This is a genomic window from Deinococcus radiotolerans, assembly GCF_014647435.1.
Taxonomy (GTDB): Bacteria; Deinococcota; Deinococci; order Deinococcales; family Deinococcaceae; genus Deinococcus; species Deinococcus radiotolerans.
The window spans coordinates 1-19,388 of sequence record NZ_BMPE01000027.1; the positions used below are offsets into that span (position 1 = coordinate 1).

The 19,388-nt window shown below is 69.1% G+C and carries 17 protein-coding genes; 2 read left to right on the forward strand and 15 right to left on the reverse strand.

What is annotated here, in order from left to right; all coding sequences use genetic code 11:
• Window positions 1-138: 138 nt before the first annotated feature.
• The 4 genes from IEY63_RS20520 to IEY63_RS20535 form a co-directional block, all read right to left on the reverse strand.
• Window positions 139-516: a hypothetical protein gene (locus tag IEY63_RS20520; protein ID WP_189070867.1), complete on the reverse strand. Its 378-nt coding sequence runs from the start codon at window positions 514-516 to the stop codon at window positions 139-141.
• A gap of 82 nt (window positions 517-598) precedes the next feature.
• Entirely contained in the window at window positions 599-1,270 is a 672-nt protein-coding gene (locus IEY63_RS20525) for a glycoside hydrolase family 19 protein (protein WP_189070868.1), read from the reverse strand.
• On the reverse strand, window positions 1,257-1,607 hold the full coding sequence (locus tag IEY63_RS20530) for a hypothetical protein (protein ID WP_189070869.1): 351 nt from the start codon (window positions 1,605-1,607) through the stop codon (window positions 1,257-1,259). The genes IEY63_RS20525 and IEY63_RS20530 overlap by 14 nt, the downstream gene beginning before the upstream one ends.
• Complete coding sequence (locus tag IEY63_RS20535; protein ID WP_189070870.1) at window positions 1,604-1,963, reverse strand: hypothetical protein; 360 nt, start codon at window positions 1,961-1,963, stop codon at window positions 1,604-1,606. The genes IEY63_RS20530 and IEY63_RS20535 overlap by 4 nt, the downstream gene beginning before the upstream one ends.
• A 265-nt stretch (window positions 1,964-2,228) precedes the next feature.
• On the opposite strand from IEY63_RS20535, the gene IEY63_RS20540 reads away from it, so the two are divergent.
• Together IEY63_RS20540 and IEY63_RS20545 are read left to right on the forward strand one after the other, a co-directional pair.
• Complete coding sequence (locus tag IEY63_RS20540; RefSeq protein ID WP_189070871.1) at window positions 2,229-2,675, forward strand: hypothetical protein; 447 nt, start codon at window positions 2,229-2,231, stop codon at window positions 2,673-2,675.
• A 308-nt stretch (window positions 2,676-2,983) separates the two neighbouring features.
• On the forward strand, window positions 2,984-3,157 hold the full coding sequence (locus tag IEY63_RS20545) for a hypothetical protein (protein ID WP_189070872.1): 174 nt from the start codon (window positions 2,984-2,986) through the stop codon (window positions 3,155-3,157).
• Window positions 3,158-3,189: 32 nt separating this feature from the next.
• Here IEY63_RS20545 and IEY63_RS20550 read toward each other — a convergent pair whose 3' ends face one another.
• The 11 genes from IEY63_RS20550 to IEY63_RS20600 form a co-directional block, all read right to left on the reverse strand.
• Window positions 3,190-3,633: a hypothetical protein gene (locus tag IEY63_RS20550; RefSeq protein WP_189070873.1), complete on the reverse strand. Its 444-nt coding sequence runs from the start codon at window positions 3,631-3,633 to the stop codon at window positions 3,190-3,192.
• Window positions 3,630-4,670, reverse strand: coding sequence for a hypothetical protein (locus tag IEY63_RS20555; RefSeq protein ID WP_189070874.1), 1,041 nt, complete (start codon window positions 4,668-4,670; stop codon window positions 3,630-3,632). Before IEY63_RS20555 ends, IEY63_RS20550 begins: the two co-directional genes overlap by 4 nt.
• Window positions 4,671-4,739: 69 nt before the next feature.
• Window positions 4,740-5,486 carry a hypothetical protein gene (locus IEY63_RS20560; RefSeq protein ID WP_189070875.1) on the reverse strand — a complete coding sequence of 249 codons (747 nt, stop codon included), beginning with the start codon at window positions 5,484-5,486 and terminating at the stop codon, window positions 4,740-4,742.
• A 1-nt stretch (window position 5,487) separates the two neighbouring features.
• Entirely contained in the window at window positions 5,488-6,807 is a 1,320-nt protein-coding gene (locus IEY63_RS20565; RefSeq protein WP_189070876.1) for a hypothetical protein, read from the reverse strand.
• Window positions 6,804-7,088: a hypothetical protein gene (locus tag IEY63_RS20570; protein WP_189070877.1), complete on the reverse strand. Its 285-nt coding sequence runs from the start codon at window positions 7,086-7,088 to the stop codon at window positions 6,804-6,806. Before IEY63_RS20570 ends, IEY63_RS20565 begins: the two co-directional genes overlap by 4 nt.
• 1 nt (window position 7,089) lies before the next feature.
• Window positions 7,090-8,823 (reverse strand): hypothetical protein, encoded by a 1,734-nt coding sequence (locus IEY63_RS20575; RefSeq protein ID WP_189070878.1) that lies wholly within the window; start codon window positions 8,821-8,823, stop codon window positions 7,090-7,092.
• Window positions 8,820-11,156 carry a hypothetical protein gene (locus tag IEY63_RS20580; protein ID WP_189070879.1) on the reverse strand — a complete coding sequence of 779 codons (2,337 nt, stop codon included), beginning with the start codon at window positions 11,154-11,156 and terminating at the stop codon, window positions 8,820-8,822. Before IEY63_RS20580 ends, IEY63_RS20575 begins: the two co-directional genes overlap by 4 nt.
• Entirely contained in the window at window positions 11,156-11,497 is a 342-nt protein-coding gene (locus IEY63_RS20585; RefSeq protein ID WP_189070880.1) for a hypothetical protein, read from the reverse strand. Before IEY63_RS20585 ends, IEY63_RS20580 begins: the two co-directional genes overlap by 1 nt.
• A complete protein-coding gene (locus tag IEY63_RS20590; protein WP_189070881.1) occupies window positions 11,494-11,922 on the reverse strand; it encodes a hypothetical protein in 429 nt (142 codons plus the stop codon). The genes IEY63_RS20585 and IEY63_RS20590 overlap by 4 nt, the downstream gene beginning before the upstream one ends.
• Window positions 11,919-18,305: a phage tail tape measure protein gene (locus IEY63_RS20595; protein WP_189070882.1), complete on the reverse strand. Its 6,387-nt coding sequence runs from the start codon at window positions 18,303-18,305 to the stop codon at window positions 11,919-11,921. Before IEY63_RS20595 ends, IEY63_RS20590 begins: the two co-directional genes overlap by 4 nt.
• Before the next feature lie 132 nt (window positions 18,306-18,437).
• Window positions 18,438-19,022, reverse strand: coding sequence for a hypothetical protein (locus IEY63_RS20600; protein WP_189070883.1), 585 nt, complete (start codon window positions 19,020-19,022; stop codon window positions 18,438-18,440).
• Window positions 19,023-19,388 lie beyond the last annotated feature (366 nt).

The following is a 19,388-nucleotide window of genomic DNA, read 5'->3' on the forward strand; positions in this document are numbered from 1 at the left end:
TCGCAGAAATACCGTACAGGAGCCGACTTTCTGCTGCCTACTGTGCGTTTTGAAGGGTAGTCAGGTCAAAACGCGTAACGCCCCCTGCGGTCAGCCGAAGCTGAGACAGGAGGCGCGATCGCCTGAGTTGTCCATGCTTTACCCGCCCGGGAAGAGGCGTCTGAAGGCCATCTCGATCAGCAGGGCGGCGAAGGGGCTGTTCAGGAGCATCAGCAGCCACTGCGCGCTGGGTGGGGCGAACTCGCGCACCAGGGACTGCACGACCGCCAGCACGAACGCCGCGCGGGCCGTGCCCGCCAGGACCGGCTTGAGTTCCTGGGCCGCCTGCACCGCGGCTTCGATCAGGGCGCCCACTTCGGTCCAAGTGGCGCCGTCGCGAAGGGCCTGCGCCTTGGTGACGAGGTTGGGCAGGTGCTGGTCCAGCCAGGGCTGCACGATGGCCGTGTTCAGGGGCGCGCCCTGACGGGTGGCGGTGCCGAGGGCGACGAGGGCGGACAGAATCGTGAACTGGTTCATGGGGGACCTCAATGGGCGCGGCCCCCTGTGATGGGGGCCGGTGAGAGGGTGGATTGTCAGCGCCCCATGGGGCACGGCGGGCCTACTCGGTTCGTTCGAGCTGCAGCGCACCGTCCGGGTACAGGCTCAGGCGCGTGCCGTTGTAGATGGTGGGCTTCCCGTCCCACTGCACGTTCTCCCCGCCCGTGCCCCGCAGGAAGATGCGCGGAACGGGCGGGGACTCCGGCAGCGCGGCCAGCGCCCGGCAGTGGTACGCCTCCCGGTCCGGCAGGCCATTCAGCCCCCCGTTGATGCGCCGCGTGATGCCCTCGAAGTCCCCGGCGTCCGCCAGGATGTTCAGCTTCCGCTGATCCCAGTACGCGCAGGCGATCCGCGCGGCCGTGCCGGGATGGGCCGCCAGGTCCGGCTGCGCTTCCAGCGGCAGGCCCAGCAGCGCCCCGTACGTGCGGTAGTTGTGCCGCCCGGTGAGTTGAATCCAGCCGCGGCCCCGGTAGCGGTACCCGTCGCCCGGCTGCGTGTTGCCGAGGTCCGCGCGGCCCTCGTAGCGCCGCTGCGCTGGGGTGGGGCCCCAGAGCTCCTCGAGGTACCGGAATCCGGCCGACTCGTGCGCCAACTGTGCCAGGAACGCGGCCACGCGCGCCCGGGTGGTGATGCCCGCCCGCGCCGCCGGATCGGCGAGAGCAGAGGCCACCTGGGCGGCCTGAGTGGCGGTGAGCGTGGGCACAACGGTTCTGATGAGGTCAGGCGCAATCATATTCTTCCCTCCCTTGGTGAATGAGTCGGGCGCGGCGTTCAGTCATGCCCAGCACCGCCCAGATGCCGTCGAGCAGCGCCCAGATCACCATCAGCAGGCCCGCGCAGTTCCGGTACGTCTCCTCAATCGGGATGAACGGTGGGATGGGCGCGGCGTTCGCATGCCGCCACACGAAAAACACGCCCACCAGGGCGTGCACGAACACCGCGAACAGGCGGCGCAGTCGCTGCTCTGGCCAGGACAAGGCCATCAGGATCAGGCGGACCAGAGCGGACAGGAACCACCCGCCGGCCAGGACCGCCCACATGAGTTTCAGCCAGTACCCTTCGATGATCACGTGACGTCACCTTCCTTCTTCGGGGCCGTCGGACCGCCCGGACTCGTGAGTTCGCCGAGATCGACGTTGTACTTCTGCCCGATGAGCTTCACGGCGGCCCGCAGGGTCCAGAGGGGTGGGATCGCGCCAGCGAGCGTACCGATGGTGGCGCAGACGTAATCATCCAGGCTAGTGAGCTGCGCCAGGAGGACCGTGGTGCTGGCGCTGAACACCAAGGACAGCAGCAGAAAGCCATAGAGCTTGCCTTTGTCCTTGGCCATGTCCATGGCAAGGCTGGTGCCGAGTTGCGCGATCAGGCCCAGCGTGGCGGAGACGGCGGCAAGGAGCCAGAGCGGCGGGACGGCGGGTTTATCCATGAGGCTCCTGAGCATGAAGAACGCCCCAAGCGTGAATGCTGGGGCGGTACAAGAAAACGTGGTGTGCTGATGACCGGGTCAGCGCAGAATGGACGCTGCTATGCCCGATAATCAGTGAGCGGCCCATCATGACGGTGGGCCGCGCGTTCGTTGAAGATCGACTACCAGCATGATGAGCTCCTCAAAAACAGACGAATTGCACGAATGCCGAAAGCAACCATGCGTCATTTGCATTTCTAACAAGATTTCTCGTATAACGACCCTTATGGCCTACATGAAATTGAGTGAACAGGTTCAGAAACTCAGCAACCCCCAGCGGAGCGATGCGTTTATCAAACTGTTCCAGGAAGCGGTGCGATCCGGCAAGATCGACGGTGCGTACCTCCCCGAGCGCTTCACGATGCCCAAGCAGTTCACCCGCCGCGGCAGTGAGGACACGTACCAGAAGGACACGCGTGAGATGATCTTTGATCACACGCCCGCGTTCGATGAGTGGTTCGAGGAAACGAACCGTGATCTGGCGGCCGCACGCCGTGGCGGAACGGTCAAGCCCAGCCTGCAAGCGGTGGAATCCGGCCTGGTGGACTTTCAGGAGCTGGTGGCCCAGACGCGGCAGAAGATGCAGGCCAGTTACGAGAAGGGCCAAGCGTTGGGCAACAGTCGCAAAGCGGCGAGTAAGCCTACGGCCCCAAAACGCAAGACGAAGAAGTAAGAGTTTCAGATTCATTGATCAGTGACTGGGCTTTGAGTGAAGCCGGTTCACTGATTTCTGAGCGCCTCCTTCTCGGCCAGGGAATGGGAACCGCCCCTGGGCGGGGTAAGGTGGACGGCGCGTGGGTCGGATGGAGAGAACTCACCCCGCACTCGAACGCCGCGACCCTGGGGAGGGCAGCGGCGTTCAACATTCCCGCCAGGCGAGCGTCAGTCAGAGAACCTACACTCGGGGCCATGAGCGGCGAGGCCACAACGGATGACCTGATGCTGCTGGACCTGCATTTCTGAGGGCTCCTGCGGGGTGCGTTGGCGGACGAGGTGCAGGCGCGGTTGGAACACGATCCCGTGTTTCTGGCCTTGGCGGAGCAGTACTTGACGGACTGGCACGCGCTGCTGGATCTTCTGGACTCCGGTGGCCTGGTGCCTGACGGTGCTGAGGCGCGGTTGATGGCGCGACTGTCGGCCACTGAAGCCACCTGAATCGCCCCAGGAGCGGGAGGCCAGGACGGAGGCTAGGGAACGTGAACGTCGTCCGGGTCGGGCAGGGTGCAGCCGGTGGGGGGCACGCCGGGCCAGCCGAGATCCCCGGCGCTGCACCCGGCCGCCACGACGGCCTGCGCAACGGCGTCGGCATGCGCCTCGCGGGCCGTGCAGTGCCACGCGGGCTGCACGGCGCAGGGGACGCCTTCCCACTCGCGCATCAGGCGCTTGTGGTGCCAGGTCCAGACGTGCGTGAGTTCGTGGGCGATCAGGAACGTGTTGCTCGCGTGCCGCGCCTCGATCCGCACGCGGTACCCGTCCGCACGGCCGTCGAACGGATTGAGTGACCCGTCCGGCACCACCAGGGCGGTGTAGGGCACGCCCCACGCGCGGGTGGGGGACGAGGGCGGCAGCAGCTGGCCGCACCCGGTGAGGAGTGCGGCCAGCAGGGTCAGGCTCCAGCGCCGGTGTCTCATGCGGGGGGCAGCAGCGTGAGCCGCATCTCGTCGTACTGGCCGCCCGTCTGACTGACCGCGCGGACCTTGTAGGTCTTGGCCGGGTCGAGCGTCCAGGGGCTGGACTTCTCGATGTAGAAGCCGCCCTGCGTGAACGAGTCCACCACGGCGCCGTTCTCCAGCAGCTCGACCAGGAACGTCGCGCCGTTGGTTTCGGACTCCATCTTGACGGTGTGCACGCCCGCCACCTGCGGGTAGATGTCGATGCTGGTGCCCGCGCCCGCGCCCGGGAAGAACGACACCACGTCGTTGCTGACGGAGAGGAACGACGGCGTGGTGTCCATGTGCAGGTATTCGAACAGCACTACGCCTGCGCTGGTGTCCTCGGCCGGGCGGCTGATCTCCAGCTGCATGGTCGAGGCGGGGTTCATCGTGGGATTGCCCCCGTACTGGCGCGGGTAGATGTCGTTGTGGGTTTCCACGCCGTTCTCCAGCAGGCGCACGGTGTACCGCCCGCCGACCCGCGCCTGCACGTTCAGCAGGTAGGGCGCTTCCGTGTCGGGTGCGAGTGTGAACGTCTTCAACGTCTCACCGGGTGCGAAGGTCAGCGAGTACCGGGGGCCCAGATCCAGGGTGGGCGGCTCCGGAGGCGCGGGAATGGGGCGGCCCATCTGCCAGTAGTCCACGCGGGTCTGCCCGCTGATCACGTCCACGCGCAGCGCCTGCAGGAGTGCGCCGGTCAGCCCCCGCATGCCCAGGCCTGGGGTGTACTCCGGAGCGACGGTGGCGTCGAGCAGGCCCATGCGGGCGCTGCCGCTGGCCACGACCACGTCGGCGTGCGTCGCGCCGTCCGGGACGGTCAGCGACTGGGTGTTGCCCGCGTTCAGGATCTGCGGCGGGTACGCCTTGTTCGGACTGACGGCCTCCACCGTCTGCACGGGCAGGGGGTCGTCCACTGAGACAGGCGCGGCCGTGCCGTCCGCGCGGGCCCAGAACAGGAGGGTGACGAGGTGCTCGGCGCGCAGGAAGCTGGTGAGCTGTCGGATGAGGTTGATCATGGATCTCCTTTCCGGCGAAAGGGAAGGCCCCACCGCGCCGGACGACGGTGGGGGCCACGAGGGGTCGGGTTACTCAGCGGTCAGGGAAACGGACCAGAGCGTGCCGTCCCAGCGGCAGAACCGCAGGGTGGGGGCAGCGCTGGTGTCCTCGGGGTCCACGATCTCGAACCCGCTCAGTCCCAGCGCCGTGGGTGAGGCGACCACCCGCATCCCCCCTGCGCTGAGCGCGCCGACGCCTCGCCACTCGGGCAGCACGGCGCTCATGCACGGCCGCCCCGCCTGCAGGCCGGACGAGTCCAGGGCCTGCGTGTTGCTCCAGTTGCGCCCGGCGGTGCTCGTCTGATTGGTGGCCAGCAGCTGGACGTCCGCGCCGAACTCCACTTCCAGGTACCCGCCGCGCGGGATGGTCAGCGGGTACCCGGCCCCAGTCACGTCCAGCGCCGCGCCGCCCGGGTCGGTGGTGACGGCCACGTCCGAGCCGCTCAGGGCGTCCAGCTGCACGTCGTTCAGGTCGAAGATACTCACGCCGTAGATGTCGGCCGTGCTCAGCACCTGCCCGGGCGCAGGGCTGAGGTACACGCCGGTCACGCTCACCGGCTTCCCCGCGGTGCCGACACTCAGGCGGACTTTCCACGCTGTCAGCACCGTACTGTTCGGGCTGGTGAAGCCGGTCTGGGGCTGGGCGCTCAGGCTGATGTACCCGCCTCCGGAGCCTCCCCCAGGGTTCTGCTCGACACCGGTGAGGCGATCGTCGATGCCGTCCACCTTCGCTTCGAGGGCCACGTGCTTGCTTTTCGGGGTCAGAGGTTCAGTCATGTCAGGACGTCCTTTCGAGGGTCACGTACCCCTCGCTGTCGGTGGTGCTGCTGGCGTTGGTGACGGTCAGGTAGCCGTCCGGGTCGGTGGTGGTGGCGGCCTCCGCAAAGACCAGGAAGCCGCCCTCGTCCGGCGTGACGGTGAAGTCGGCGGGGGCATCGGTGACGGGCTGACTGGTGGCGTGCAGGACGCTCACGCCGGACGTGCCGTCCACGCGCTTGAGGCGTAGCGTCAGGCCTGCCGTGAGCGTCAGCGGGTAGGTCACGGGCGTGAAGGTCACGCCGTCACTGCTGCTGGTGACCGTGACGGGCACGCCGGTCACACCGTGCAGCACGTACCCGACCAGTCCGCCCGGGAGCGCGCCCACGATCTCCAGCGGCAGGCCCTCCTCGGGCGTGTCGGCGCCGATCAGCAGCGGCACAGCCACCGCGCCCACGAGCTGCCCGTCTGCGCCCTGCGGCCCGGCTGGACCGACTGGCCCCTGACTGCCCTGCGGACCAGGCGCGCCCAGGAGCTGAAGCATGGACACGTACGTCCCGCCCTGCCTCTGGTAGATGGTGCCGCTGGTGTCGGCCCACACGTCGCCATCACTGCCCACCGCGTCGTCCGGGGCACCCGGGCTGAAGCGCCACTCGCCCCCCAGGCGGATGTTCCCGCCGCTGCTGGTCCCGCTGCTCAGATCGGCCGTGCCATCCCCACTCCGGACCGCGAGATTGTCCACCCAGACGTTGCCCTGCTCGAATGAGTTCCCGCTGCCGCGCTGCGCGTACAGCACCGCCACGCGGCCCTGCGCGCCCATGGCGCTCGACCAGTCGGCTGGCAGCGGGACGTCCACGAGGCCCACGCCGCCGTCCTCCAGCTGGATGCGGCCCTGCGTGGTGTCCACGGTCAGGCGCAGGCGCTGCCACGCGCCGACCGGCACGCTGCGCCCGAGCGTGCCCCACAGCTGCAAGACACTGTTGGTGGTACCCCAGGTGAGCGTCTCACCCGTCCAGCGCAGCGTCTTGGTCTGCCCCACGAGTTCGAGCCCGGCAAGGGGCACCGTGGCGAACGAATTGCTCTGCCAGGTGTAGCGCCAGTCGAGTTGCACCTGCACGTCCGGCGAGTCCCACCTGGTGGTGGCCAGCGCGGCGCTGAGGGTAAAGGGAGTGGTGGTCCCGCTCGGGGCGATGGGGGTCATGGGGCCCAGCCGCAGCTGCTCGCCCTGCAGCGTGACGTTGGTGCCGGGGACCGTGTAATCCGGGCCGATGAAGGTCCGGTTGAACAGGTCCAGCCAGGACCACTGGGTGGGATCAGGTGGGGTCGGCGGGGGTTGCGTCATGGGATCTCCGGGGGTGGGTCAGGCACGAGCACGAGCGTCACCGTGCTGGTGAGCAGGCAGCGCGTCAGGCGGCGGTTGGTGGTGAGCTCCAGCGGGGCGCTGGGCGGGTAGTCGAGGGTCGTGACGATCAGGTACGGGTGCGTGCCGCGGCGCTGCCCCGCGTCATGCCCCAGCGGTCGGGGCGTGACGGCCGCACCGTTGACGCGGACCTCCATCTCGTCGCGGGGGCCGCTGAGGCGGACGTGCAGGACGCACACCGTGCGGAGTTCGATGACCGCCATGTCAGGTGACCCCGAACGTCAGGCGCAGGCGGCCCTGCACGCCGGTGCGGTCGTCGAGCTCCTCGGGCCACTCGGTCGGGGCATAGAGGATGCGTTTGTCCAGCGCGGCCAGTGCGTCCAGGCTGACGACCCAGGTGGCGGCGTCCTCATCCCAGATCTCGACCTGAGCGGGCCGGATCCAGGGCGCGTCGCCCTTGGCGCGGGGTTCGTCTTCGGTGGCCACCAGCAGGTCCGCCAGGGTCACGCCGAGCGGCAGGCGTGGGGCGTCGTCCCGCACGGCGTCCGGGGGCGGCGGTCTGCGCGGGCGGCCGGGCCAGCTCCACCCGTCCAGTTCGGGGGATTCCGGCACCTGCTTCACGCTGTCCCGCCAGGGGTTGTGGGCGACCAGGGCGTGGTCGCTGCCGTCCGCGCAGCGGGCAAAGGCCCACGCTTCTGGCCAACTGTGGAACGTCGCGCCGACGGGGCTGAAGTTCAGGAATGACCCGACCGGGGCGCGCAGGACCTGCGTTTCGAACACGGCGCGCGTGCAGGTCTCCGGTGCCCGCCCGGGCCGCAGCGCCGTGAACGTGCCCCCAGCCTCGTGCAGGACCAGGACCGGACTGAAGTCCCAGACTTGGGCCTCCTCGTCCCAGGTGGGCGTGTCACGCAACGCCGCCCAGCTGCCGCCGCTGAGGGTGGTCTCCCAGGCGGTCAGGCTCCGGCCGGTGAGGTCGGCCGGGTTGGACAGGTCGGGACCCTGCACCACCACCGCCCCGTCCGGGCTGCGGAACACCACACCCGGTTCACGCTCCGGGATGGGCGGCAGGGGGTCCCAGGTCTGGGATTCCAGTGGGAAGTCGGCGTCGCGGTAGGTGACGTCGCCGGGATCGTCGGGCAGCTCTCCAGCGGGCCACTGGTCCTCGAATCGGCCGTCACGGGCCACTTCAAACAGCACCGGCGTCCAGCCGTGGATCCCGGTGCTGTCCTGCGCCTGGAGTTCGTCGATGCGAATCCAGATGATGCGGCCCAGGTCGCCGGTCAGGCGCTCCCAGCGGGTCCGGATGCGCAGTCGGTCGGCCAGGACCCGGGCCGCCCCGGCGTACTCCAGGGCGAGGTCCGCGCGGTAGATGGTGCCGCTCGCACTCACGGACCCGGCGACTCGCTGCGCGGCCGGGCGACCGTCCCAGTACGCCGTGAGGTCCACGATGCTGCTGCTCCGCAGGCCGCGGCCCGGGATCGCCTGGATGTTGATCCAGAGGGCGTCCGGGATCTCAGTCCCGAACCCGTCAGAGAACTTCACCTCCTCCCCAGGCGTGGCGGGGATTGGGGCGGGCGTGCCCCCTGGCGTGTACCCAGGTGTGATGGTCGTGCCGCCGGACGTTCGGGCGGTCAACTCCCGCGCCTGGTGGTCGATGCGGCTGCCGAGGGTCAACCCGGCCAGCGTGCCGTCATCCCGGGCGTAGCGGGCCAGGGTGATCACCTCGGGCCACGCGGCCCGTGCCTCGCCCAGGAAGGCCCCTGCGTCGGTCACGCCGGGCACGTGGGCCGTGCCGAACGCCGCGGACCGTTGTGGGCTGTCCCACGAGGGCGGCGGCGCCACGAAGGCGGGGGCTTCGGTGGCCTGTGGAGGTTGCAGGGCCAGCGGGCGCCCGTGCACGGCGGGCCGGGTGGGCGCCCGGGCCCGGATCGGTTCCTCGTCATGGCAGCAGCACTGGCCCAGCAGCAGTTTGAGGATGGCACGGTCGCGGTCGTTCATTCCAGGCTCTCCTGCCCGTAGTTGCCGGTGGCGGTCGGGCCGTACCGGGGGTCATCCACCCACTCCAGCTCGTCGAGCGGCTTGGGGTACTGGGTGCCCGCGACCTGCACGAACACCGGCTTGAAGATGGGCGTGTTGCCGTTCCACTCGCCGGTGAACGCGTCCACGGTCACGCCGCCCTGCTGGCGGAACAGCACGATGTCCCGGCGGGCCGGGTCGTCCGGCTTGTACGGCACGGCCGTGGTCACGACGGGTTCCGACGAGCGGAGCGTGAGGCTGCTGCTCCCGCCACCCCCGCGTACCTCGAAGCTGGTGGACTGCACCAGGCCGCCCTGGGTGAGCCCACCGTCCGGCGTGACGCGGGCGCCCACGTGGAGATCCGGGACGCTCAGCAGCGTGCGGGTGCTCGTGACGCGCCGCGCGAGGTCCTGCGCCACCCAGCGGCCATACCGGGCGAGCGCAGCGCGGTCCTCGGTCCACGTGACGGTCCGCTCGACGTCCGTACCTTCCCGGCCGCCCTGCACCTCCAGGCGCACGACGTTCGGCACGGCCCGCTTGCGGGTCGCGCAGGGATCCGGGCAGCGGGAGGTCGGTGGTTGGGCGTCCATGGGGACCGAGCCGCTGGTGACGGTGCCGCCCCGGACGCCCATGCGGACGGCTTCGAAGCTGTCCGCGTCGTACACCGGGATCGGTTGCCCGCCGCTCTCGGACCACTCCATCCACCAGGACTGCCCGTCGTAGAAGTACCGCTCCAACCGCAGCCGCTCCACGTACTCGAACGCCTGAAGTGGCCCGCGGTCCTTCAGGGCGCCCTCGGCGTTCACCTGCTTGGTGCTGGTGAGTTTCTTCGTGTAGATCGCGCGGGCCTGAACCCAACCCTCCTCATGCCAGAACTGATCGGTGCGCTGGATCTCGTCGCCGAGCAGGTCCCCGGTCGGGTACACGCTCAGGAAGCCGTAGCGGCCGACGATCTTGCTGGTGGTCTTGGTGCTGGCCGTGTACCCCCATGAGGTCTTGCGGGTTTCCTCGCTCGTCAGCTGGTCCTTGCAGTACGGGTCGTACGTTCTGTCCGTGCTTTCCTCACTGATGAGCACCTTGCCGAAGTCCCTGGTCTCCAGTTTCCCGGCGACCTGCTCGGTCACCGTCAAGTCCTGCACGGCGGTGGTGTACGTCCCGATGATCTGGCCGCCGACCTTGTTGTACCCGGTGGTGGACTCGCCCTCGCCGCCGCTGCTGGGGGTGGTGATGAACCACTGAATGTCGGGGTAGACCTCCCGCTCGAACGTCTGCGGGTTCGGGGCGAGCTGGATGACGTCGGTGAGCGTGGGCAGGTCCACGAGGTGGTCGGCACCCTTGACCGTGACGGTCGCCGGCAACTGGGCGGTTTCGCGGCGGCGGCTGCCGCCGGCCTGCACCTCGAAGGCGCTGACGTCCGCGAGGCCCAGGTCCCCACCGGGCGGCAGCAGGAAGAGGATGTGACTGGCCGCGCCGATGCGCTGAATGACGGGGTGCCAGCCGATGGCGAGGTACGTGTCCTGCAGCACCGCCTGGGGGCTCTTGCCGCGCGTGCTGTACGGCGTGCGCCACTCGGTCCACACCTCACCGGCGAGCGGGTCGGCGTACCGCCCGAAGGAGAGGGTGAGCCCCGCGGCCCGCACGGCCTGCGCCACGACTGAGGACACGGCCTGCGTCTGGGGTCTGGGGCGGGCGCTGCACGGCACGCGCCGGTTCGCCCGGGGGGTGGGGCTGGCCATGAAACCCACCAGCTCGGGCAGGCGGACGCTGCCCAGGCGCGTGGCGGCCCGCGTGAAGCCGCGCACCGTGATGGTCTCCGCGCCGGGCGCGTCCTGAATCTCGTACTGGTCGTCGATGTCCAGGACGCGCCGCGCGCGGCGGGTGCGCACGCGGTAGGGCCGGGTGTTCGGGGCGGTGCCCACCTCGCCTTCCGCGCCGGTCGTCGTGACGTCCAGGGTCAGCGTGGGGCCGCCCGGCAGGGCCGTGCCGGGCAGGGTGACCGTACCGGTCGGGCTGCCCTCGTCGTCCGCGTACGTGACGATCAGGGCCGGTCCGGCGCTGGTCTGCGCGGTGACCGTGACGGGCTGCGCGCCGTAGATGACCTGCACGGGCACGCTGGGGCCGCCGCCGATCCGGGCGACGGCCACGTGGGTGAGGTCCACGGTGCCGATCACGCCGGCCTGCGCGGCGTGCACGAGTTCCGCCACGCCCGCCCAGCCACCCCGGGCGTAGTGCAGGATCTCGGCGATCCGCAGGCTGCTGGCCTGCGCGTGGTGCACCAGCTCGACGGGCCCCTGCGGGGCGATGATGAATGGCATTACTGGTGGTGCTGGATGCGCAGCAGGCCGTGATCCACGCCCGTCTCCGCCACGCCCGCAGGCGTGAGCCAGCTCTCCAGCACCAGGAATGCCTCAGTGGGCGCCAGATCCGGCAGCGCCGTCCAGTCGCCGGTGAGGGCCGTGCCCTGCACCGTCACGCGGTACTCGCCGTTGTCGGCGCTCTCGTTCTCGACGCGGACCCTGATCCCGGACACGGTCTCGTCCCCCGTGTTCACGAGGCGCAGGGAGCGGTTGGGCGCGGCCGTGCCGGGCGGGACACTGCCGAAGTCCGTGGCGGGAGCGGGGGTATCGTCCAGCAGCAGCAGGGCGAGTCGTTTCATGCGGGACCTCCGAGGACCAGGGCTTCGAAGCCGCTGTAGGTGAAGTACTGCTCGACCGGCACGCCGTCCGGTCCGGGCTTCACGGCGTGCAGGGTCGTGTCGAACGGCGCGGTGACGATGGCGTCCACCCAGACCCGGCCAGTGCTGAGCGTGTAGTTTTCCGAGATGGTCACGCGCTGCCCGGGCAGCAGGTTGCGGATGACGTCCGCGACGGCGTTCGGCACGGCGATGTTCGTGCCGCCCGCGACGGTGATGCGGGTGGCCGTGATACCCGGCGGCAGCTGCGCCAGGCTCAGGCCGGCCGCCGAGGCAATCAGGGTGAGGTTGCGTTCCGGTTTCGCCTTCACGAACCCGGTTTCCGGGTCGGGGGCGGCCACACCGAAGTGCGTGCCCCCGACGATCAGGTAGCGGTTCTGCCAGTTCATGTTTTGCAGGGCCCTCCGGCCCAGGCGGCGTTGCGCAGGGCGCCGTTGAGGGCTTCACCCAGGACCTGCTCCGCGATCTGCCGGAACTCCTGCGGGGTGGGCACGGGCTGGCCGTCCACCGTGACGGGGATGTGGAAGGTCGTGGTGTTGGTGATCGTGACGTTCTTGGTGCCCATCTGGGCGTCCGCGGCGTTGCCGGGGGCGGCGGCGCGGTTGCCCGTCCCCCCGGCCCGCTCGGCAGCCACGTAGGCGTCCAGGGCGGCCATGCTGTCGAAGCGTTTGTCCTTGTACGTGTAGGTGATCGGCGCGGCCTGCGGCGCGGGCCGGACGCCGCGGGTGAGTCCGGCGAGCAGGTCCACGCTGCTGTCCCGCATGAGCTTCGCGGCGTCGAGGAACGTGAGGCTGGACTGCGCGTCGAGCGTGGCCGCGTCGAGGCGCTTTTGCACGTTGATGGCCTCGCGGTCGTTCTGGATGCCCAGCGCGTCCACCTGATCGGCGAGCGTCTGCACTTCCTTCTCGCGGGTGAGCCCGACGCTGATGCCGTTCTTCGCGAGCAGGGCCTGCTGGTCCTTGTAGCGTTTCTCCTGGGTAGCCAGCGCCTCGGTCGCGGCGCGAATGGCGTCCTGGTCGCCGCTCGCCAGGGCGCGTTTGAGGGTGTCGATGGCCGCGTCGCGGCGGCGCTGGATGGCGAAGAACCGATCAATTTCGAGCGTCCCGTTGAATGCCGGACCTTTGTCTCCGTACGCGGCGCCTTTGAGCTTGTCGGACGCCTCGCGTACGCCGTCCATGCTGGTCAGGACGCTGCGGTACTGGTCGGCCAGCTTGCTCAGCGCGCCCCGCTGGTCGCTGATCGCGCTGGTCAGGGCTTCCGTGGCCGTTTTCAGGCGCTCGGTGGTCGCCTGGCTGGGGGTCCGGGCCGCGTCCGCCAGGGCCTGCGCGTAACTGCGTTCCGCCTGGGCGAGTTTCACCCGGGCGTCGGCCGCGCCGTTGCTGGCGTCCCGCAGGGCCACAGCGGCAGGGGTGCCCCCCTGCAGGGATCGATTCAGGCCCTCCTGCGCCTGCACGAGCCCTTCGAGCAGGGCCCGGCGGTCCCGCTGGGCCTGTTCGAGCTTGCGTTCCTGCGTTTCCTGCTGGGCGGTGAGGCGCGTGACCTCCAGCTGCGCCTCCCGTTCCTGCTTCGCGGTCAGCGTGCCGGACGCCAGGCGCGCCTGGGCCAGGGTGAGCCGCTGACGGGTGACGTCCAGATCCAGTTCTCCGGTCGCCACGGCGTCCTCTGCGAGCCCCTGGAGCTCCAGGGCAGCGCGACCCTGGGCTTCGAGGTGGTCGAGGGCCTGCACGGCCTGCTGGTCCTGCTCGTCCCGCACGCGCACGATGTTCTGTTCAACGGCGAGCTGGGCATTCGTCACGTCCACCCGGGCTTTCGACACCTCACTGGGCGTGCCGTTCGCCTCCGCGTCATCCAGCGCCGCCTGTTTGAGTTGCAGCTGCTGCCGGGCCGCGGTGAGGCTCTGCTGCGCGGTGGCCAGTGCATCGTCGGCGAGGCCCTGCTGCTGGAGCAGGAGGTTGGCCTGGGCCTGCAGGAGATCCACGCGCTCGGCGTCCGCCTGAAGCGGCGCCTGCGCGATGGCCTTCACCTGGGCGTTGATGCCGGTGACCTTCTGGACCCGCTCCGCCAGGAGGTCGTTGATCTGCGCCTCGGTCAGCCCGCGGGCCTTCGCGGTGGCTAGCTGCGCGTCGAGCTGCGCGAGTTCCAGACGGGACGTCTGAAGCCCCCGTTCCCGGGCGGCCTGCACCTCCTGCTGCGTGCGGGCCTGCGCGGCCAGCTGGGCGTCCTGAGCGGCGCGCAGCTTGACCACGGACGCGTCGAGCGTGTCCTTCCGGGTGAACGTGTCCCCGGTGACGCGCTTGCGTTCCTCGGCGTTGCTGGCCAGGGCCTGCTCCGCCTGGAGCCTGAGCTCCTCGCTGCCCTTCTGGCGGGCGAGGGCGAGTCGTGCGTTCCAGTACTGCCGGTCCTGGTCCAGCCGCGTGAGGTACGGGCCGCTGTCCAGGGTGGTGTCGTACTGGGTCTTGGCGAGTTTCAGGGCGTTGGCCTGGGCCTTGTCCTGCCGCTCGCGTTCGAACTGCTGCTCGGCCGCCAGGACCGCGCCGTTCCGTTCCCGGGAGGCCTGGCTCACGATGCGGGTGAGTTCCGCCTGCTGCCGGAGGTACTGCGCCCGCAGGTCCGGGGTGAGGTCGGTCTTGGACAGCTTGCCTTTCAGGTCGGCCAGGGCCTTCTCGGCATTCCAGATGATCTCGTTGAACGGGGAGGCCGCGCTGCTCCGAGCCTTGCCCAGCGGGGTCTGGTCGATGTCCGCGAGGCGTTTCTGGAGGTCGGCGGCGGTGGTGGCCGCCCCCTTCAGTTCCTCGCGGAACGCGCGGACGTTGTCCGCCTGGATCTCGTTGATGCTGGTCAGGGCCTTGTCGATCGCCGCAACCTTCGCACCCTCCCCGGCAGCGGCGGCGCGGGCGCGTTCGGCGGTCAGGACCCGTTCCAGCTGCCTCAGTTCGGCGGCCGTGGCATCTTTGGCCCCCTGGAGGCGTCGGTCGAGGCCCTGCTGGTAGATCGCGGTGCGCTGTTCCTGCACGCGCGCTTCCTGCTGCACCTGGGCGTCCCCGACTTTCTGCTGGTGGTCAAGTTCCAGGACGCGCAGCCCGTTGAGGTACTGGTCCCGGGCGTTGCGTTCCAGCTCGGCGCGCTGGTCGCCAGCGGTGGCGGCGTCGCGGAGCTGCTGCAGGTACGCCCCGCGCAGGGCGATGCGCTGCCCTTCGGTTTCGAGGTCGATCTGCTGCTGTTTCAGGCGCAGGAGCTGCGGCCCGAAGCGTTGCTCGATGGCCAGCCGGGCGGCGGGCACGTCCCCGGCCAGCTGGATCTCCCGGTCCCGCTGCCCCTCCAGCACGCTGATGGTCGCGGCGCTGACCCGGGCCTGGGACGCCAGGGTCTCCTGCTGCGCCGCGCGGACCTTATCCAGCCGCTCCTGCGCGATCCGTTCGAGGTCCTGATCCCGCTGGCGTTCCAGCGCCACGATCTGCCGGTTCTGAAGCTGCTGGAGCTGCCCCGCCTCGTCCTGGAACTTCCGGCGGTCGGTGCTGGAGATGGTCTTGTTCTGCGCGTTTCTCAGCAGGTCGCGGATCTGCGGTTCGTACGTGGTCTTCAGGTCCTGGATCTGCCCGTCGAGTTCCGCGCGGCGCTGCGCCACAGCGTCTTTGGACAGGGCGATCTCGGCGGCACGGACCTCCCGCTCGTGCCCCAGCCGGACCTCTTTCTGATCGTCCAGCGCGCTGGTCACGAGCGCGGTCTGCTCCCGGGCCTGCTGCGCGCGGATCTGCGCCAGGCCCTTCTGAAGATCCGTGCTGCTCATGTCCCAGTTGAAAGCGGTTTTGAGCTTGATGGCCAGCTCGTCGAACTGGTTGCCGAGCTGCTCGATCTGGCCGCCCAGCTCGGTCATGCCCTTGACCCGCAACTCCAGCGCCCGCCCGGCGAGTTCCTTGCGCAGGTCGCGCAGCGCTTCGGTCTGTTTCTTCAACTGTTCCGGATCGACGACCTTCACCGGAGGCGCGGCGCCGCGGCGGTTCGCTTCAGCCTGGAGGCGCGTGAGTTCCTCACGCAGTTCCTTCACGCGCTGCTGCGCCTTGGCGATCTGCGCGTCGTCGGTCTCGTAGATCCGCTCGCCGAGCAGTGTGGTGCCCTTCAGCGTGCCCTGGTTTGCGTCGGCGAGAGACTGCACGGCCAGCAGGTACTTGGCCTTGGTGTTGTTGAGCTCCCCCCCTTCCTTCGTGAGGCCCCGGACGCGCTTCATGGTGCTCTCGAAGCTGGATTGGTTCGCCGCGTCCATCTGGTCGTAGGTGTTGTTGATCTCGGAGAAGTGATTCTGGATGGCCACGGCCGCTGCGGTCGCGCCGGCAATCACGAGCAGCCAGGGGTTGGCGACCAGGAACGCCGCCGTCGCTTTCGCCGCGCCGATGATGGCGGGGATGTACGACAGCTTGATGACGTTCGCCGCCCCCAGCACGCCCAGCCGGACCGCGTTGAAGATCATGGGTGCGGACGTCCAGGCCTGGATGACGGCCGTTTTGATCATCTCCTGGCGCAGGTAGATGAACGCCAGTCCCACCCCGGCCACCACGATCCCCAGCTGTTTCATCAGGGTCTTGAGGCGCTCGCCGTCGTTCAGGAAACCCCGGGCGCCGTCCACGACGTTCCGGATGCCCTTAATGACACTGGTCAGCGCGGGCAGGAAGGTCAGACCGATCATGGCCGTAAACGACTCCCACTCGGCTTTCAGGACCTTGACCTGGCCGGCGTAGCTGCTCATGCGCTCGCGCGCCACGCGGGCCGCTTCGCCCTGCAGACCCATCGCCTTGATGTTCTCGTCGATGGCCTCGTTGGTGCTGCCGAAGAACACGCGAGCGGCGCGGCTGGCATCGTCCCCGAAGATCTGTTTGATGTAGCCGTTGCGGGCCTGGTCGGTCATCCCGGCGAGCTTGCGGCGTAGCTCCTCGAGGACTTCACCCAGCGGGCGGCTGGCTCCGGCGGCGTCGTAGAACGACACCTTCAGTTCGTTCAGCGCCTTTTTCGCCGTGTCGCTCGGGGCCTGGAGGCTCGTCAGGAACGTCTTGAACGACGTCCCGGCGTCGCTCATCTGTTTGAAGCCGCCCTGCGCGAGCGTGGCGGCGTACCCGGCCACCTGCTCGATGTTCAGCCCGGCGTCTTTCGCGGCGGGGCCCAGCGCACTGAAGAACTGGGAGAGGTCCTGTGCGCCCAGCACGGTGCGGTTGGCGAAGTTGGCGAACACGTCCGCCACCCGGGGCAGGTCCGCGGCGGCCAGTCCGAAGGTGTTCATGCCCGCCACGGCCAGCGCCGCGCCCTCGCCCGCGGTGACGCCTGCGGCGCCGGCGAGGTTCAGCGCCCCGGCGAGGCCGCCCCCGATCGCCTCACTGGCACTCAGGCCTGCCTTGTTCAGCTCCAGGATGGCCAGCGCCGCGTCTTTCGGTCCGACGCCCAGGTCGGTCCCGAGGTTCATCGCGGCGTCTTTCAGCTGGGTGAGTTCAGCGGCGGTGGGCTGCGTGAGGGCTTTGATGTTGACGAGCTGTTCCTCGAACGCCGCGCCGCTGGTGATGGCGGACTTGAATGCCGTGCCGAGCACCAGGATGGCGCTGGCTGTGGTGCCCGCCACGAGGGCCAGGGCTTCGGCACCCAGGGCGAACTTCCCGATCTGCACCGCGCCGTTCGCCGCCTCGCGCGCCACCCCACCGAACGCCCCGCCGCTGGTGCTGAGGCTCTGGCCGAGCTTGGGACCGAAGAACCCCTCAATCCGGCTGCTCAGGTTGCTGCTGGCCGCGTCGCCCAGGTCGCGGGCGGCCTTGGCCACCTGCCCCTGGTTGGACTTCATGCCCAGCGCGAGGCCCTCGGCGATGTTCACGCCAAACGCGGTGGTGACGCGGCTGGGGCTGCGGATCTGGAGGCGGGTCTTCAGACCGTAGATGACGTCGTCGCCGAGGTCCTGCGCGCCGCGCCCCACGGCGGGTTTCCCGGCGAGCATGCCGGTCAGGAGGCCCGCGTTGACCGCGCCGCCCAGTCCGGCGGCGAGCGCGCCGATCGGGCCGCGCACCCGGCTGAGCCCGTCGAGGATGGCGATGCCCGCGTTGTAGGCGAAGCCGCCCTTGGTGGCCTCGCCGCGGGTCTGGTCGAGGAGGCGCTGCGCGTCCGTGGCGACCCTGGTGGCGGCCAGCACGGCGTTCTGGCTGGCGCCCTCGGCCACGGCCAGTTTGAGCAGCTGGTCGCGCAGCTTCAGGGCGCTCTGCCCAGCTTCTTCGTCGGTAAGGATCTGAAGGCGCCACAGGCGGTTCAGTTGCGTGAGCCCCTGCCCGAGGGCCTTGACCTGCTGTTCCTGGGTCTGGAAGCCGGGCGCGCGGCCCGTGGCGTTCAGGGCGGCCTGCACGTCGGTGCTGGTGGTGACGATGCCGGTCATGACGCGGCTCAGGCGGGCTCCAGCCGCGCTGCCCTTGTCCAGGCCTGGGGCGAGCAGCTCGGCCTGCTGCGCGAGGCGGGACAGGCGCGTCTCGATGACCTTCAACTGCTCAGGCGTGGCGTCGTCACCCAGGCGTTTGAGTTCCTGCTGCGCGGTGCGCAGGCGGTTGCTGAGGCGGTCCAAGGCGCTGTCCTGCGCGCGCCGCTCGGGGCGGCTGCCAGCCGGTTCCTGCTGGGTGGGGAGACTGGGGAGTTTGAACTTGAGGGCGGGTGCCTCGCGCTCGCGGAACAGCCGCGTGAGGCGCTGTTCGACCTCTTCGAGGGCCCGAAGAGGCTGCGAGACGTCCAGCAGCATCGTGTCGCGGAGGTCGGCCATGTGATGAGCTCCTGTCAGGCGGAGGGGGTCGGTACCGTGCGGGGCGATGGGGTCAAACGTTCAGTGGGTGCCTAGAGATCAAGAAAAGCCGCCTGGTCGCAATCACCAGGCGGCTTTCCATACGCGTTTAGGTCACGGAGCGCACTTCACGTACTCCAATTTGCAGAAGATGGCTTTGTTCTTCAGGTAGTCAGCGACCGGGTAGGGAGATGAGCCACTGCTCTTCGTGATGGGGAGTCGCTTCGCCATGGCTGTGTCGTAGTCTTTCGTCACGATGGTCAAGCCGTTCCCAATGGATGGGCGCATGTCCCGTTGGAGATACGCTCCCTTGAAGGGACCGCTCGTGATGGCATACAGGTACTGGGTCTCGTCGAATTTCACACCCGTGTCTTTTGCCGTGTAGGCGATGCGGGTGGTAGCCAGGAGCTTGAGGCCAGGCGCCACGGTTTTCAGCGGGTACGCGGTTTCGTTCAGGACCAGTTGCCACTGCTGCGGTTGCTTGGTCAGCCTGGTGAATTGGATGCCGTCGGGCATGATCACGTTGTTCCACGTCCACTGTTCAACGGGGGTGCCGTCGCCGCGAACGCCGGTCTTGTCGGTGGTGGTCGGTTTGGCCTGCGCCGGTGCTTTCACCAGCTGGGCGAGTTGAGTGGGTGTGAATGGAGCGGCGGCCGCCACACCAAGGGTCAGCACGGGAAACATCATCAGCATTCGCATAGGTTGGACTCCAGGTCAGCGGGCGTCGCGGCCCGCCTTCGCGTCCCTACTGTAGGGGGGGCGGCTGCGACGCGCCGCCCCATATGACCGTAACCGCGGCGGACGGTTCGGGCGCGATGGACGCCCGGCGCTGTCCTTGATCAGGCAGGAGGCAGAGGGTCAGCGTTCCACCCAGAGCTCACGGCACTGCCGGGCGACGAACAGCGCGGGGCTGATCAACGGTCCGGGCAACAGGTACGCGCGGCGGCTGCGACTTCTTTGATTGGCTGCGAGAAGTCCAGCAGCGTCGTGCCGCGGAGGTCAGCAATAGGGTGCACGTACAAAGAGAACGGACCCCACCTATGGGGTCCGTTTCGGAACAACCGG